This window comes from Nocardia sp. JMUB6875, assembly GCF_041154655.1.
Taxonomy (GTDB): domain Bacteria; phylum Actinomycetota; class Actinomycetes; order Mycobacteriales; family Mycobacteriaceae; genus Nocardia.
Map to the genome: position 1 here is coordinate 16,689 of NZ_BAAFGR010000024.1, position 14,633 is coordinate 31,321.

General features: G+C 68.2%; 18 protein-coding genes, 1 pseudogene and 1 riboswitch. Of the genes and pseudogenes, 11 read left to right on the plus strand and 8 right to left on the minus strand.

Annotated elements, in window-relative coordinates; all coding sequences use genetic code 11:
- Positions 1 to 31: 31 nt before the first annotated feature.
- Positions 32 to 167, minus strand: a riboswitch (cobalamin riboswitch).
- A 129-nt stretch (positions 168 to 296) separates the two neighbouring features.
- The 3 genes from ACAM49_RS08720 (at position 297) to ACAM49_RS08730 (ending at position 2,720) form a co-directional block, all read left to right on the plus strand.
- Positions 297 to 551 carry a hypothetical protein gene (locus ACAM49_RS08720; protein WP_369634938.1) on the plus strand — a complete coding sequence of 85 codons (255 nt, stop codon included), beginning with the start codon at positions 297 to 299 and terminating at the stop codon, positions 549 to 551.
- Between the two features lie 183 nt (positions 552 to 734).
- Complete coding sequence (cobG, locus tag ACAM49_RS08725) at positions 735 to 1,937, plus strand: precorrin-3B synthase (RefSeq protein WP_369634939.1); 1,203 nt, start codon at positions 735 to 737, stop codon at positions 1,935 to 1,937.
- A 231-nt stretch (positions 1,938 to 2,168) separates the two neighbouring features.
- Complete coding sequence (locus tag ACAM49_RS08730; RefSeq protein ID WP_369634940.1) at positions 2,169 to 2,720, plus strand: hypothetical protein; 552 nt, start codon at positions 2,169 to 2,171, stop codon at positions 2,718 to 2,720.
- Here the strand turns inward: ACAM49_RS08730 and ddaH are convergent.
- Positions 2,689 to 3,561, minus strand: coding sequence for a dimethylargininase (ddaH, locus tag ACAM49_RS08735; RefSeq protein ID WP_369634941.1), 873 nt, complete (start codon positions 3,559 to 3,561; stop codon positions 2,689 to 2,691). The genes ACAM49_RS08730 and ddaH overlap by 32 nt on opposite strands.
- Positions 3,562 to 3,684: 123 nt before the next feature.
- Here ddaH and ACAM49_RS08740 point away from each other — a divergent pair, with 123 nt between their 5' ends.
- The 4 genes from ACAM49_RS08740 (at position 3,685) to ACAM49_RS08755 (ending at position 7,081) form a co-directional block, all read left to right on the plus strand.
- A complete protein-coding gene (locus ACAM49_RS08740; protein WP_369634942.1) occupies positions 3,685 to 4,155 on the plus strand; it encodes an Lrp/AsnC family transcriptional regulator in 471 nt (156 codons plus the stop codon).
- A gap of 113 nt (positions 4,156 to 4,268) precedes the next feature.
- Positions 4,269 to 4,904, plus strand: coding sequence for a precorrin-8X methylmutase (locus tag ACAM49_RS08745; protein WP_369634943.1), 636 nt, complete (start codon positions 4,269 to 4,271; stop codon positions 4,902 to 4,904).
- On the plus strand, positions 4,901 to 6,499 hold the full coding sequence (gene cobJ, locus ACAM49_RS08750) for a precorrin-3B C(17)-methyltransferase (RefSeq protein WP_369634944.1): 1,599 nt from the start codon (positions 4,901 to 4,903) through the stop codon (positions 6,497 to 6,499). Before ACAM49_RS08745 ends, cobJ begins: the two co-directional genes overlap by 4 nt.
- A 36-nt stretch (positions 6,500 to 6,535) precedes the next feature.
- Entirely contained in the window at positions 6,536 to 7,081 is a 546-nt protein-coding gene (locus tag ACAM49_RS08755; protein ID WP_369634945.1) for a PadR family transcriptional regulator, read from the plus strand.
- A gap of 6 nt (positions 7,082 to 7,087) precedes the next feature.
- Here the strand turns inward: ACAM49_RS08755 and ACAM49_RS08760 are convergent, their stop codons facing one another.
- From ACAM49_RS08760 to ACAM49_RS08775, 4 genes are all read right to left on the minus strand, one after another.
- Complete coding sequence (locus ACAM49_RS08760; protein WP_369634987.1) at positions 7,088 to 7,822, minus strand: cobalt-precorrin-6A reductase; 735 nt, start codon at positions 7,820 to 7,822, stop codon at positions 7,088 to 7,090.
- Positions 7,819 to 8,409 (minus strand): hypothetical protein, encoded by a 591-nt coding sequence (locus tag ACAM49_RS08765; protein ID WP_369634946.1) that lies wholly within the window; start codon positions 8,407 to 8,409, stop codon positions 7,819 to 7,821. The genes ACAM49_RS08760 and ACAM49_RS08765 overlap by 4 nt, the downstream gene beginning before the upstream one ends.
- 287 nt (positions 8,410 to 8,696) lie before the next feature.
- Positions 8,697 to 9,446, minus strand: a complete 750-nt coding sequence (locus ACAM49_RS08770) for a cupin domain-containing protein (RefSeq protein ID WP_369634947.1) — start codon at positions 9,444 to 9,446, stop codon at positions 8,697 to 8,699.
- Positions 9,447 to 9,454: 8 nt separating this feature from the next.
- Positions 9,455 to 10,024 carry a TetR/AcrR family transcriptional regulator gene (locus ACAM49_RS08775; protein WP_369634948.1) on the minus strand — a complete coding sequence of 190 codons (570 nt, stop codon included), beginning with the start codon at positions 10,022 to 10,024 and terminating at the stop codon, positions 9,455 to 9,457.
- A gap of 181 nt (positions 10,025 to 10,205) precedes the next feature.
- Between ACAM49_RS08775 and ACAM49_RS08780 the strand changes: the two are divergent.
- A pseudogene (locus ACAM49_RS08780) lies at positions 10,206 to 10,373 on the plus strand (TetR/AcrR family transcriptional regulator); the annotation flags it as partial.
- Positions 10,374 to 10,889: 516 nt separating this feature from the next.
- Entirely contained in the window at positions 10,890 to 11,522 is a 633-nt protein-coding gene (locus tag ACAM49_RS08785; RefSeq protein ID WP_369634988.1) for a carbonic anhydrase, read from the plus strand.
- A gap of 12 nt (positions 11,523 to 11,534) precedes the next feature.
- Here the strand turns inward: ACAM49_RS08785 and ACAM49_RS08790 are convergent, their stop codons facing one another.
- Entirely contained in the window at positions 11,535 to 12,239 is a 705-nt protein-coding gene (locus ACAM49_RS08790; protein ID WP_369634949.1) for a GAF and ANTAR domain-containing protein, read from the minus strand.
- A gap of 205 nt (positions 12,240 to 12,444) precedes the next feature.
- On the opposite strand from ACAM49_RS08790, the gene ACAM49_RS08795 reads away from it, so the two are divergent.
- Positions 12,445 to 12,711: a cold-shock protein gene (locus tag ACAM49_RS08795; protein WP_369634950.1), complete on the plus strand. Its 267-nt coding sequence runs from the start codon at positions 12,445 to 12,447 to the stop codon at positions 12,709 to 12,711.
- 95 nt (positions 12,712 to 12,806) lie between these two features.
- Here ACAM49_RS08795 and ACAM49_RS08800 read toward each other — a convergent pair whose 3' ends face one another.
- Entirely contained in the window at positions 12,807 to 13,052 is a 246-nt protein-coding gene (locus ACAM49_RS08800; RefSeq protein WP_369634951.1) for a CsbD family protein, read from the minus strand.
- Between the two features lie 170 nt (positions 13,053 to 13,222).
- Between ACAM49_RS08800 and ACAM49_RS08805 the strand changes: the two genes are divergently transcribed.
- Positions 13,223 to 13,786 carry a type 1 glutamine amidotransferase domain-containing protein gene (locus ACAM49_RS08805; protein WP_369634952.1) on the plus strand — a complete coding sequence of 188 codons (564 nt, stop codon included), beginning with the start codon at positions 13,223 to 13,225 and terminating at the stop codon, positions 13,784 to 13,786.
- A 17-nt stretch (positions 13,787 to 13,803) separates the two neighbouring features.
- Here the strand turns inward: ACAM49_RS08805 and ACAM49_RS08810 are convergent, their stop codons facing one another.
- Positions 13,804 to 14,616 carry a hydrolase gene (locus ACAM49_RS08810; RefSeq protein WP_369634953.1) on the minus strand — a complete coding sequence of 271 codons (813 nt, stop codon included), beginning with the start codon at positions 14,614 to 14,616 and terminating at the stop codon, positions 13,804 to 13,806.
- Positions 14,617 to 14,633: the final 17 nt, after the last annotated feature.

Genomic DNA, 14,633 nt, shown 5'->3' on the forward strand with positions numbered 1-14,633 from the left:
GGTTTCGGCCTTCCTAGGGTGACGCGCCCAGCATGGTTCGGCGCCCGCCGGAAGGTCTGACTGTCACAGTGGCGCGACCGCACCGGAATTGCACCGGTTTCTTCCGTTCGACGAGCTCGCCGATGCTATCGCGAGCCCTCCCCCGCACCGGCAACCCGCCCGGATCACAGTGCGGCAAAGGCTCGCTCACAGACCTGGGAGACCGACCAGTCCTTCCGTATGCTGCCGGTATGCCAACCACTCCAGGATGGGTCAGGCGGAACCGCTTTGCTGCCTGGTCGGGATACTTTTGCGCATTGGTTGCCTTCGCAACGCTGGCCATGGCCCTCACGGCCGCCGGCTCCGGTCATTCGCAGTGGGCCATGATCTCCGGCATCGTCTGCGCGGCCACCCTCCTCTTCGGCCTCACGGTCATGACCACGACCGTCCACCGCGACCACGTCGAGCACCACAATGTCCCCAGCCTGCTCAACGACACCTGGGAAGCCACCCCCGCCTTCGCCCGCCGCCGCGGCGCGCCGAAGGCCATCGAACCCCACCGCATGCGCTGACCCGAATACTCCCCACCAACCAGATCCCGGGGCCAACCACCCCGGGATCTTCCATGTCGAGCAGTTGTTCGCGGTTGTTTGACACTTTGCAATTCATACTTAGATCGCAATATCTCTAAATTTGGATACAAGTGATGCCCGGTGGATGCTCGACCTCGGGATCCTCCGTAGGCTGGGGGCGTCATGACGCGAACCGATCCCGATTCCTGCCCGGGCGTGCTGCGCCTGCATCAAGCGGCCGATGGTCCCCTCGCCCGTATTCGTGTGCCCGGTGGACGGCTCTCCCCCGAGCAGCTGCAGGCGCTCGCCGCGGCGGCCGTCGATCTGGGTGACGGCAATATCGAGCTCACCTCGCGGGGCAATGTGCAGTTCCGGCAGGTGCGGGACGCCGCGACCCTCGGGGAGCGGCTCACCGAGGCCGGGCTGCTGCCCAGCGCCACCCATGAGCGGGTGCGGAACATCATCGCTTCTCCCCTGTCGGGCCGGGTCGGCGGCTGGACCGATGTGCATCCGCTGGTTCCGGCTCTCGACGAGGGACTTCAGGCGGACCCGCGTTTGGCCGAACTGCCCGGACGGGTGCTGTTCACCCTCGATGACGGACGCGGTGATGTCAGCGGGCTCGGCGGCGATATCGGCGTCCACGCGATCGACGAGAACACCTACGCACTTCTGTTGGCGGGCAAGGACTCCGGGATCCGCATCTCCCCGAGCGAAGCCGTCGACCTGATGCTCGCCGCCGCCCACGGGTTCCTGGAACTGCGCGACGGCCAGTGGCGGCTGCACGAGGTCCCCGACGGCAGCGCCCAACTGACCGAGCATCTGCTGACTTCCCGCTCCGACCTGACCGCCGACGGCGAACCCCTCGAACTCGCTCCGCGCCAGGACATTCCGATCGGCTGGCTGAATCAGGACGACGGCAATGTGGCCCTCGGCGCGGGCGTGCGCCTGGGTTCCCTCCCCGCGCGAACCGCCGAATTCCTTGCCGCGGTCGAACGCCCCCTCTTCGTCACCCCGTGGCGCAGCGTGGTCCTCACCGACCTCGACGAATGGACCGCCGAACAGGTGGTCCGCGTCCTCGCCCCCATGGGCCTGATCTTCGACGCCAACTCCCCCTGGCTGCTGGTCAGCGCCTGCGCGGGCAGGCCCGGCTGCGCCAAATCCCTCACCGATGTCCGCGCCGACGTCACCACCGCCGTCGACTCCGGCCGCGTAATCCCCACCGGCGCACCCCAATTCCCCCGGGAGGCCCTCGACGCCGACGATATCGTCGCGGCCGGCCGCCAGCACTGGTCCGGCTGCGAACGCCGCTGCGGCCGCCCCAAGGGCCACGTCACCGACATCATCGCCACCCCCGACGGTTACCGCATCGACCCCGGGGCCGCGTAGCCCGACAGGCGGCACCCCGCCGATTCGGTGTGGTCGAACCACCTGACCGGCGGGCTGATGGGAGGTCAGACCCCCTGGCAAGCGGGCGGTCGCCCATCACGCCCGTGCGGAAGGCCATCGCGGGCCATCACCCGGTGGGCCGACTACTCCCTGATGATCGGACCGGTATTGCCGCCGCGCATGCTGGTGCAGACTGGATTACCCGCAGGCGGCGCAGGTTGGGAGGCGGGCATGACCGTGTCGAAGCTCAGCGATGAAGAGATCGCGGCGATGTCCGATGAGGACCGCCGGGAGTTGATCCGGCGGTTGCAGCCGCCGCCGGAGCGGGTGCTGCCCCGACCCGAGGTGGTGAAGGTGCATCGGGCGGTGCGGCTGGCGCTGATGGTCGGCGGGTGTATCGGGCTGATTCCGTGGATCGTGTATCTGGGGTTCTCGCTACCGACGGAGTATCACGCGCGCAACTGGGCATTGGCCTGGATCGGGTTCGACATCGTGCTGGTGCTGATGATGGCGACCACCGCGTATTTCGGTTGGAAGCGGCGGGTGGTGTTGGTCCTCCCCGCGTTCGGCACGGGGATATCGCTGCTCGTGGACGCCTGGTTCGACATCGTGACCGCCGATGCCGGGGACGTGTGGGTGTCCGCCGGCACGGCGATTCTCGGCGAGATTCCCCTGGCCCTGTTGCAGATCAGCGGCGCGATCATGCTGCTGCGCTTCCTGATCCTGGCCCACCCGCTGCACGATCCGGGTGTCAGTCCGTTCCGGACCCGGCTGCCGTTCTGACCCGGTGCAGTTCGAGGGTGCAGCATTTCACGCTGCCGCCGGACTTGAGCAGCTCCGAAAGGTCGATGCCGATCGGCTCGTAGCCGCGTGCCCGCAGCTGCTCGGCGAGCGCGGTGGCCTTGTCGGTGAGGAAGACGTGGTAGCCGTCGCAGACGCCGTTGAGCCCCAGCACTTCCGCGTCCGCGTCGGTGGCGATGATGGCATCCGGGTACATCTGCGCGAGCAGTCGCGCGCTCGGTCCGCTGAAGGCGGCCGGGTAGTAGGCGATGGTGTCGTCGAGCACCATGAGCGCGGTGTCGAGGTGGTAGAAGCGCGGATCCACCAGATCCAGTGAGACCACGGGCATTCCGAAGTATTCCGCCACTTCCTCGTGCGCGCCGCGGGCGCTGCGGAAGCCGGTGCCGGCCAGGATCCGGTCTCCGGCGATCGCGAAATCTCCTTCGCCCTCATTGGTTTCGCGCGCGGCCATGACCTCGGCGAAGCCGCGACCGGCCATCCACTCGTGGTAGGCCGGACCTTCCTTCTCCCGTTCGGGATTGGCGAAGCGCGCCGAGAGCGCCTTCTCGCCGATGACCAGTCCGCCATTGGCGGCGAAGACCATATCCGGAAGTCCCGCAACGGGTTCGATCACCTCGACCGAATGGCCGTGCGCCTCGTAGGCGGCCCGCAGCGCATCCCACTGGGCCAGTGCCAGCGCGCGGTCGACGGGGTCGGAGGTGTCCATCCACGGATTGATGGCGTAGGTGACCTCGAAGTGCTCGGGACGGCACATGAGGTAGCTGCGGGGCCTGGGGCGGCGGGCGGCGGGATCACGGGCGGGCAGGGTCGCGACGGACGTCAACGGGACTCCCTCGGAAGCGGCGCGGACGGGGCTGAGCTGAAGGTATGTGGCGTACCGTTGCGCTGGGAATAGCGATTCGTTGCGTTGATCATGGATTCGACGGCGATTCGTTGCGTCAACCCGATGCATCTGCATGATTGCGAAAGGAAACACCTGGTGGACGATCTCGATCGGCGCATTCTGGCCCATCTGCTCGAGCACGCCCGGGCCTCGTTCCAGGAGATCGGCGCGGCCATCGGATTGTCCGCGCCCGCGGTCAAACGCCGGGTCGACAAGATGGTGGCGGGCGGGCAGATCACCGGCTTCACCGCGGTGGTGAATCCGGCGGCCCTGGGCTGGCGCACCGAGGCCTATGTCGAGGTCTTCTACCGCGACAACATCTCCCCCGCCGAACTGCGCCGCAGCCTCGAACCGATTCCGCAGGTGGTCGGCGTCTGGACCATCGCGGGCGAGGCCGACGCGCTGGTCCACGTCATGGCCACCGATATGGCCGAGATCGAGGCCACCGTGGAGCGCATCCGCGAGAACGCCCGCGTCGGGCGCACCCGCAGCAACATCGTCATGTCCCGCCTCCTCGAACGTCCCCGCACCTGACCCGAACCGCGGGCGACGACGCGACCGCGCTTCCGCGCCTACCGCATCCCCGCTGTGGCCCGGCGCACTACCCGCTCATGGCCGCTCGGCGCGCGAAATCTAAGGTGGACGCCATGTCCGACGTACGTGCCAGCTACCTCACCGACGGGGCCGAGATCTATCGGCGCTCGTTCGCGACCATTCGGGCCGAGGCCGATCTGGCCCGGTTCCCGGCGGATGTGTCGCAGGTGGTGGTGCGGATGATCCACGCCTGCGGGCAGGTGGATCTGGCCGGGGACGTGGAGTCCAGCACCGATGTGGTGGCCAAGGCGCGCGCGGCGCTGCGGGCCGGTGCGCCGATTCTGTGCGATGCCAACATGGTTGCCTCGGGAGTCACCCGCAAGCGGCTGCCCGCTGACAACGACGTGCTGTGCCTGCTCGGCGATCCCCGGGTGCCGGAGCTGGCCGCGCGGATGGACAACACCAGATCCGCTGCGGCGCTGGAACTCTGGCGTGATCGTTTGGACGGCGCGGTGGTGGCCATCGGCAATGCGCCCACAGCCCTGTTCCATCTGCTGGACATGCTGGACGCGGGCGCGCCCCGCCCGGCGGCGGTCCTCGGCATCCCGGTCGGCTTCATCGGCGCGGCCGAATCCAAGCAGGCCCTGGCCGAATACGGCGGCGTCGAATTCCTGACCGTGCGCGGCCGGCGCGGCGGCAGCGCCATCACGGCCGCGGCCCTCAATGCGATTGCGAGCGAACAAGAATGAGCAAGCTCTGGGGTGTCGGGCTGGGTCCCGGCGATCCGGAACTGGTGACGGTCAAGGCCGCCCGCGTCATCGGTGAGGCGGACGTGATCGCCTTCCACAGTGCGCGCCACGGGCGCAGCATCTCGCGCGCGATCGCCGCCCCGTACATGCGCGAGGGTCAGCTCGAGGAGCATCTGGTCTACCCGGTGACCACCGAGACCACCGATCATCCCGGTGGCTATCAGGGCGCGATCGACGAGTTCTACGAATCGGCCGCGGCCGTTCTGGCGGAACATCTTTCGGCGGGCCGCACGGTGGCCCTGCTCGCGGCCGGTGACCCGCTGTTCTACAGCTCGTTCATGCACATGCACCGCCGTCTGGCCGACCGCTTCGACACCGAGATCATTCCGGGCGTCACCTCGGTCAGCGCCGCCTCCGCGGCCCTGGGCACCCCGCTGGTCGAGGGCGATCAGGTGCTGACCGTCCTCCCCGGCACCCTGCCGCCGGAGGAGCTCACCCGCCGTCTCCGCGAGACCGACGCCGCCGCCATCATGAAGCTCGGGCGCACCTATCCCGGTGTGCGCCAGGCGCTTTCCGATTCCGGCCGCCTCGCCGACGCCTACTACGTCGAGCGCGCCAGCTCGACCCGGCAGCGTGTGCTGCGCGCGGCGGATGTCGACGATTCGAGCGTCCCGTACTTCGCGATCACGATCGTGCCGGGTCCCGAACCCGCGACGCAGATTCCGCTGACCGGCCAGGAAACCGGCACGGCGGCTACGCAACCGGAGACGGAACAGCAGGGCGGCGCCCCTGCGCCGGCCGTGGCGGCATCCACACCCACCGCAGATTCCGGTGCGGCACACTCGGATTCGGTCGGCGAGGTCGTCGTGGTCGGTCTCGGCCCGGGCGCGGAGGGCTGGACCACACCCGAGGTGGCGCAGGCGCTGGCCGAGGCGACCGATATCGTCGGTTACACCACCTACGTGAATCGGGTGCCGGTGCGCCCGGGGCAGCGGCGGCACGCCAGTGACAATCGGGTCGAATCCGAGCGCGCCGGAATGGCTTTGGACATGGCCAAGGCCGGGGCGAAGGTGGTCGTGGTGTCGTCCGGGGATCCCGGCGTGTTCGCTATGGCGGCCGCGGTGATCGAGGAGTCGGCGGATCCGCAATGGCGGGACGTGCCGGTGCGGGTGCTGCCGGGCGTGACCGCGGCCAGTGCCGTGGCGAGCCGGATGGGCGCGCCGCTGGGGCACGACTTCGCCATGATCTCGCTGTCGGATCGGCTGAAGCCGTGGGAGACGGTGGCGCAACGGATTTCGGCGGTGGCCTCGGCGGATATGGCGTTCGCCGTCTACAACCCGGCCTCGTCGCAGCGGCAATGGCAGGTCGCGGCCATGCGCGAGCTGGTGCTCGAGCATCGCAAGCCCGACACCCCGGTGGTGATCGGCCGCGATGTCGGCGGCCCCACCGAGTCGGTGCGGGTGGTGAGCCTGGCCGAGCTGGATCCGGCCGAGGTGGACATGCGAACCCTGTTGATCGTCGGCGCGTCCACCACCACGGTGTTCGACGCGGCCGGTGGACCCCGGGTGTTCACCTCGCGTCGCTACGGAGACTAATATTCCACAGTAGAACGTAGGCTGGAAGGAGTGCCGGTGCCAGAAGACAAAGCTCGACGCCCGCTCAATTCGACGGCCGCGTCCCTACTCGGATTCCTCCACCACGGCGAAATGTCCGGGTGGGACCTGGTGGCGCAGGCCCAGGAGCGCATCGGCGACTTCTGGACCATCACCCAGAGCCAGGTCTACCGGGAACTGGCCGCCATGCATCAGCTCGGACTCGTCGAGAAGGGCGAGTCCGGCGCCCGCGACCGCACGCCCTATCGCATCACCGAGGACGGTCGCGAGGCGTTCGCCGAATGGATCGCGCGCGATCCGGGCGCGGAGACGATCCGGGTGCCGCTGCTGCTGACGCTGTCCTTCGGCGAGTTCGTGGATCCCGCGCGGCTGGAGCGCATTGTCGCCGCCAATCGCGTGGTCCACGAGCAGCGGCTGTCGGGCTACCTGTCCGGCCAGGACGAGCAGCGCATGTCCCCGTTCGAGCGCGCGACACTCGATTTCGGGATCCGCTACGAGCGGGCCGTCCTGGAGTGGTTCGACCGTCTACCCGAACTGCTGGACCGCACCAGCCGACTGTCCTGAGTCGACTCAGCGCTGCGCGCGCAGCCAATCCCAGGCCGCGGCAACGGTTTCCACCTGTTGCGCGCCGTCGGGCAGCGGCGGCCGGTCGATCATCACGACGGGCAGGCCGAGGGCGCGCGCGGCGACGAGCTTGGCCTCGGTGAGCGCTCCCCCGCTGTCCTTGGTCACCATGACGTCGATTCCGCGCTCGACCAGCAGCGCGGTCTCGTCCTCGACGCTGAAAGGGCCGCGCGCGAGCAGCAGTTCATGATCGCCGGGCACGTCGCCCTCGGGCGGATCGATGGCCCGGATCAGGAACCACGCGTCGGAGTCCGCGAAGGCCGCCACGCCTTGGCGGCCGATGGTCAGGAAGACCCGTTTCCCCAGGGTCGCGACGGCTTCGGCCGCGGCCGTCAGATCGGGGACGCGAATCCATCGATCCCCGTCCTGCTCGATCCAGCCCGGCCGCCGCACGTGCAGCACCGGCAGCCCGAGGCTCGCCGCCGCGGCGGCGGCATTGGCGGTGATCCCCCCGGCGAACGGGTGCGTGGCGTCCACCACGGCTTGTATCTCGTTGTCGGCCAGCCACTCCCGCAGCCCGTCGACTCCCCCGAATCCCCCCACGCGCACCGCGCCGACCGGCAGCACAGGTTCGCGCACGCGCCCGGCGAGCGAGGAGACGATCTCGAATCCCCGCTCGCCGGAGGCGATATCGGCGATTTCCCGGGCCTCCCGGGTTCCGCCGAGAATCAGCGTTTTCAGGGCTGCCCCGTCAGGGCGGCGGAACCCGAGTCGATCAGGGGCTGTCCGCCGACGACCAGCAGGCCGATGATCGCGCCCGGAATCGCGCCGATGCCGACGAAGATCGCTCCGATGAGCCCGCCGATCAATCCGCCGATCGCCGCGTGCTGCAGTTCGGAGATGAACCAGTCGACGCCGCTGATCTCCTTCGCGGACATCACCGGTGTGGCGTCCGAGGTCAGCGTCAGCTGCCGCCCGTCCTGATCCACCGCGGCAACCAGGTCGATCTGCTTGCCCCCGACCACGCTCGACAGGTTCACGCGGGTCAGCACCGCGCCCTCCGCGTTCTGCAGCGCCACCGACCTGCCATCGGCGCTCACACTGAACTGTCCGCCGGTCACCTGCGTAATGATGCCATTCCCGGCCTGCGTCACCGCCACCACATAGTCGACACCCTGCTGGCTGCCCTTCACCTGCGTCACGGCCTGCTGATCCTGCACCGCCGGAACCGGATCCACGGCCGGCGCCGCATACGAGGCCCCCGCCGCGATACCGGTCGCCGCCGCCGCGATGAATGCCGTGGCCACATACTTCGTGTACTGCTTCATGAATCTCCCAATAGAGCTATGCGCCAACCCGCCAACAAGCGGATTACAGCCGGTCACCCTACCGTTGACTAATCGATGTTTCAGTCTGAATGATTCGCCGCGAGAGGCGGTCCAAGGGGGTTGCCAACTGCTGTCCGCAGGAAACCCCGCTGGTCAATGTTGTGCCGCGCGACAATACCGGCGCGCCCGATATGGCCCAATTGCGCACTCCCACGCCGCTTGTCGTCTGTCCTCCCTGCGACATGGGATTACCACGCCTCGAATCGATGAGCTGCACCATCGATGACCTAGGCCCCGGGGAATTCGATCTCGGGAATCTGCCCGGCGTCGAGGAGGAAGTAGCCGAGGAACGTGACGCCGGAATCCTGCCCGTCGAACCGGGCGACGCGCGCGCCCTCGGGCTCGTAGAAGACATCGCCGGGGCGCAGCACGACAGGCCGCTCGCCGTCGATTTGATAGACGGCGGAACCGGTTTCGATGGATCCGAAGACCGGGCCGTTGTGCACGTGCAGCCCGGCCGCGTGGCCCGGGGCGATGGTGATGCGCCTGACCTCGACGCGCTGCACGGCCAGGGCGGTCGGCAGCGCCTGGTCCAGCACGATGGACCGGCTGACCGGCGCGGCGGGTTCGGTATTCGCGGGATCGCCGTTCCGATACTCGGACTCGCCCACTGCCGCGCCGGGCTCGGCCGACGCCCCGTGCTCGGGTATCTCCTCGATCGCGATGTGCGTCATGCCCGACGTGGAAGTCGCGCCGTGCCAATGCCATTCGCCGGGCTCGATGCGGACGGTATCGCCGGTCCGGATCGTCTCCACCGGCCCGCCGCGCCGCTGCACGAGGCCGATGCCTTCGGTCACGGTCAGCGTCTGCCCCAGCACATGCCGGTGCCAGACCGTGCGCGCGCCCGGCGCGAATCGCACGCTGTCGACCTGGGTGCGCGATGTGCCGCTCGGCGCGACGAGGGTCTCGAACCACGCCTCGCCGGTGATCCACTCGACGGGTGCGGGTGTTGTTGTGGCAGTGGACGATATCTGCATGGCGGTGCCTATTCGGTTCGGGAGTGCGCTGCGAGGAGGCCGAGGATGCCGGTGACGGCTTCGTCGAATCGCTGGGGTGAGTCGTCGGCGCGGGCGAGGACGTAGGCGCCCTGCATGACGGCGACGATGGTCAGGGCGGTGGTCGCCGGGTCGAGCGTTCCCGGAAACTCGCCGCGCTCCAGTCCCTCCCGGAGCACAGCCGTCAGCCGACCGCGCAACCACGCGAACGTCTCCTCGACCGGAGCGCGCAGGGCAGGTGTGGCCATCACGTCGGGATCCTGAGTGAGTCGCCCGATCGGGCAGCCGCGCAGAACATCGCGTTCCCGTCGCAGAAACGCTTCGATCCGCGCGTAAGCCGTTGCCTCCGTGGATAACTGCTCCTCGGCGGCCTGCCGCAGCAACTCGGCGCTGCGCTGGATCGCCGCGAGCGCCAACTCCTCCTTACCCGAGAAGTGGTGGTACATGCTCCCCTGCCCGGCCCCGGCCCGCTGCTGGATCGCCTTCGGGGAGGTCCCGACATACCCACGTTCCCACAGCAGCGCCCGCGTGCTCTCGATCAGGCTCTCGCGACTGCTCACCCGAAACACTGTACATACCAATAGGTACAGAGCAAATCGGGAGCCCGATCCGCACTCATTCAGGTGAATTCCCGCCCGGCACTCTCCGCGCGCCGATCCGTGTCATGGAATCGCCGGGCACCTGGCAGACTCGGTGCGGCCCCGCCGCCCCGGGCGGGCATCGCGGTGGAGGTGAGATCCGATGGAAGGGGCGTTCCGGGAGCGGAGAGTGGTCCGGCGGCGGGCGATCGTGGCCGCCGCGGCGGAGGTGTTCGCCGACTGCGGGTATCACGAGGCGAGTATGGAGGAGATCGCCGCGGAGGTCGGTATCAGTAAGCCGGTGCTGTACAAGTCGTTTTCGAGCAAGCTGGAGCTGTATCTCACGGTCTTGGACGCGGCTGTGGACCAGCTGGTGGGCGGACTGACCGAAGCGTTGTGCTGGGCCGGTGGACTCCGCTCGGCCGTGTGGGCGACCGTGAATGCCTACTTCGAATTCGTCGACGGCCACGAGCACTATTCGACGGTGCTGTTCGACGCGCAGGTGGTCGAGGAGCCCTCCGTACAGGGAAAGGCGCAGCGGGCCGGAGCACGGTGTATCGACGCGGTTTTCGGCGCGATCGCACCCCATGTGGCGTGGGAGGCGCAGCGGTCCAGGCTGCTGGCCGTCGGGCTGGTGGGGGCCGCGCAGTCCTGCGCGCGGAATTGGCTGGCGGCCGGGCGACCGATCCCCAAGGACGAAGCGGTCGCGGCGACGATGCGGTTGGGTTGGCGCGGCCTGTCCGGTGTGCGACTGGATCCGGCGGCACGGCCGGAAGCGCCGCCGCTCGCTCTCGCCGATGCCGCGTCCGGAACCGCCGCGTCCGAGGAGGACAGTGTGGTGCGCCGCATGGGCCGCGCCAGCGACCTGACACCGGTGACCGCCTGGAAGGCGTTGCGCGAGGGCAACGACCGTTTCGTCGAAGGCCGGTTCCGTCACCCCAATCAGGGCGTGGCCGATCGAGCGAAACTGGCGGCGGGACAGCGGCCCTCGGTGATTCTGTTCGGCTGCGGGGATTCCCGGGTGGCCGCGGAGATCATTTTCGATCAGGGTCTCGGTGACATGTTCGTGGTCCGCACCGCCGGGCACGTCCTCGACGCCAGCGTGCTCGGTTCCATCGAATACGGCATCGAGATGCTGTCCGTGCCGCTGATCGTGGTGCTCGGTCACGACAGTTGCGGCGCGGTCCGAGCCGCCGTCGACGCCCTCGACAACGGCGTGGTCCCCGGCGGGTTCATCCGCAGCGTGGTCGAGCGGGTGACGCCGTCGATCCTGCTTGCCCGCCGCGAAGGCCTCGAATCGCTCGACGAATTGGAGGGCCGGCACGTGGCCGAGACCGCGGACCTGCTGCGGCAGCGATCGCAGCTCATCGCCGACCGAATCGCCCTCGGCGAGTGCGCGATCGCGTGCGTCACCTACACCCTCGCCGACGGCAAGGCCAAGCTGCGGCGCGTGATCGGCAATATCGGCGAGCTGGAATAACGACGCGATGCTTCAGATCCGGAGGCCCGCTTCGACGATCGCGTGGGCGACCGCGTGCAAGCGGACCTGGTGGGAGCGGGCGTAGCGGCGGATCAGCTCGAACGCCTCCTCGGTTCCGATGCCGCGGACCGTGGCGATGACACCCTTGGCCTGTTCGATCACGATGCGCGACTTCAGGGCGTTGTCGAGCTGTTCGGTCAATTGCTGCTGCTGACGCCACTTTCCGGCATTGACCACATAGCCGGTCGCCATATCGGCCAGGACCCGGGCGGCCTCCCGCTCCGACTCCGGCCAATCCCGGACCCGCTCATCGTAGAGATTGGTCACCCCGATCTTGTGCTCCCCCAGCCGCATCGGCACGCCCGCGGCGGCGACGATCCCGCGCCGGGCGGCCGCGGCGGTGTACTCCGGCCACTTCTCGACATATTCGGAAAGGTCGGGAACGGCGACCACCTGATCAAGGGAGAACGCTTCGATGCACGGACCCTGCCTGGTGTTTTCCTGAACCCGTTCGATCTCGGCGATCTGTTCGCTGGGCGCGGTCACGAACCGCAAGCGTCCCTCCGAGACCAACGACACCCCCGCACCGGACAGCCCCAGCACCTCGATCACGGCGACGATGAGTTCATCCAGCGCCGTCGCCACGTCATAGTCGGCGGGCAACAGCCGCGCGAACCGGGCCAGCGCCGACAACAACGCCGCACTGTCGTACGACATGGGCACCTCCTCGATAGCGCGCCTTCCCACCTCGGCCGGGTACCCGGGCCCTCGCGATGAAACATCCAATTCGGTATCGCTGAATTCGCAAGCGGCGTCGAGACCCACTCGCTCCCGGAATCCCTTCTGCGGCAGTCCGTTTCACTGTGGTCGCCCGGGGAACTCACCCGGCACCAGGAACACCGTCGGCCGAAAGGATCCCGACATGACCATGTCCCCAGCAATTCTCGCCAGGAACGACCGACTCGGCGACGGTCTCGAATCTCGTATGTCCGGCGTCGTTCTCTGGTTCGATACCACGAAAGGCTTCGGCTTCATCGCTCCGGACCAGCAACCCACACGGCGCGTATTCGTCGAATACGCCGGTATCGACCTTCCCGGCTATCGCAGCTTGACCGAACATCAGCCGGTGACCTTCACCATCGAACGAGACGAGCGCGGATTACACGCATCGACCGTCCGTCCGGCCTGACCCCATTCCAGTCGATGGCGCTGGAACCCGCGCCGGTCCCGGTGACGGCATTGGCACCGGTCCGATCACGAGCTCAGGACTTATTCGCGGTCAGCTCAGCGGTTCTGGTGCGAGCGCTGACGCTGCTCTTCGAGTTCCGCCTCGCCCCGCTCCTTCTCGGCCTGGGCTTCCTTCTTGGCGGCCTCACGCTGCGATTCGGCCTTGTCCTGCTGAGCTCGGCCCTCACCGCGCAGATCGTCGTCACCGAAGACGGCGCCCGCGGCCTCCTTGGCCTTACCCTTCACACCTTCCGCGGCGCCTTCGACACCCTCACGAAAACCGCTCTTGTCGTGCTCGGACATGGGAAGTACCTCCAATATCGAATTTCACGGACACCCCGGACCTACCCGCGGGTAACGCGCCAAAACAGCCGCCCGCCCGTCGGTTTCGAGGCGGAAACGACGGGCATACGCACGCTGAGACGACTCGAACGCCCCATCCGATGAAGGCGTCCCGAGCGACAGGAGCGGATATGCCAGGGCCACTTGCGGGGTTTCAGGTCGCGATCATCACCAGCAATACCGGGGTGGAGCACGACGAATTCGTGGTGCCCCGCGACCGGCTGCGCGAGCGCGGCGCGCAGGTGCTGCACGCGGCGGCGAAAGCCGAACCCGTGCAAACCTATCGGCACGATCTCGAGCCGGCCGAGACCTTCGAACCCGACACCACCATCGACAGCCTCGATCCCGTCGAGGTCGACGTCCTCGTCATCCCCGGCGGCACCGTCAACGCCGACCGGCTGCGCACCGACCCGCACGCCTGCGCCCTGGTGCGATCCCTCACGAGCGCGGGCGTACCGATCGCGGCCATCTGCCACGGCCCCTGGGTCCTGGTCGACGCCGAGGTGATCACCGGCAAGACCCTCACCTCCTACCCGTCCCTGCGCACCGACATCGCCAACGCGGGCGGATGGTGGGTCGACGACGCGGCCGTCCGCAGCGACGAAAACGACTGGCCCCTCATCACTTCCCGCAACCCCCGCGACCTCCCCGCCTTCGTCGACGCCATCACCGCGGCCGCCACCGACCGCAGCTGAGTCCATCCGGGCGTCGGCTAGGTGAGGTGGTCGAAATCGCCTCGGGACCAGGCGATGTAGCGGTCGGCGGAGCGCCGGACGGTGGCGCGGGCGTCGTGGTCTATGAGCTTGCCGAAATTGTCGTAGAGGCGATCGAACTCGAATTCCTCGACGGTGGCGGCGATGCGTTCGACGACCCTGGGCGACAGCGGGATTCGGTTGGGGTAGCTGCGCATGAATGTGACCGATTCGCGGTCGGGGTTGGCCTGGATGGTGTCCGCGCCGAACAGCACTCCCCGGCCGTCCGCCCCGGCGGCCCAGTGGGCGGCGGCGCTGCCGGGAAAGTGGCCGCCCACCTGCCGGATCGTGATGCCCGGCAGCAGGTTCAGATGGCCCTTCCAGAATTGGATCGCCGGATCGGGCCGTGCGACCCATTCCTGGTCGGCGGCGCACACGAATACCGGTACGCCGCCGAGCATTCGGCTCCATTCGACCTGGACGCCGTAGTGATGCGGGTGGCTGGCGACGATGGCGACCACGTCACCGAGTTCGCGTACCGTCCGCACGGCGGCGTCATCGACGTATCCGGGCACATCCCACATCAGCATGCCCTCGGCGGTTCTGATCAGATGTGATCGCTGACCGATTCCCACCGTCGGATGCACCGTGAGCCCGAGCAGGTCGGCCTCGACCTCGGTCACGGACGCAACGTGCCCGGACTCCTCCAATTCCTTTCGGGTGGTCCACAATTGCCCTTCGGCCGGAACCCACTGACGCTCGTCGGCGCAGATCCGGCAGCTCTGCGCCGATTCCTCGTGCTCCACCGCACAGGTGCTGCAGATCTTCCACACGTCCCCGCTCCTTCCGC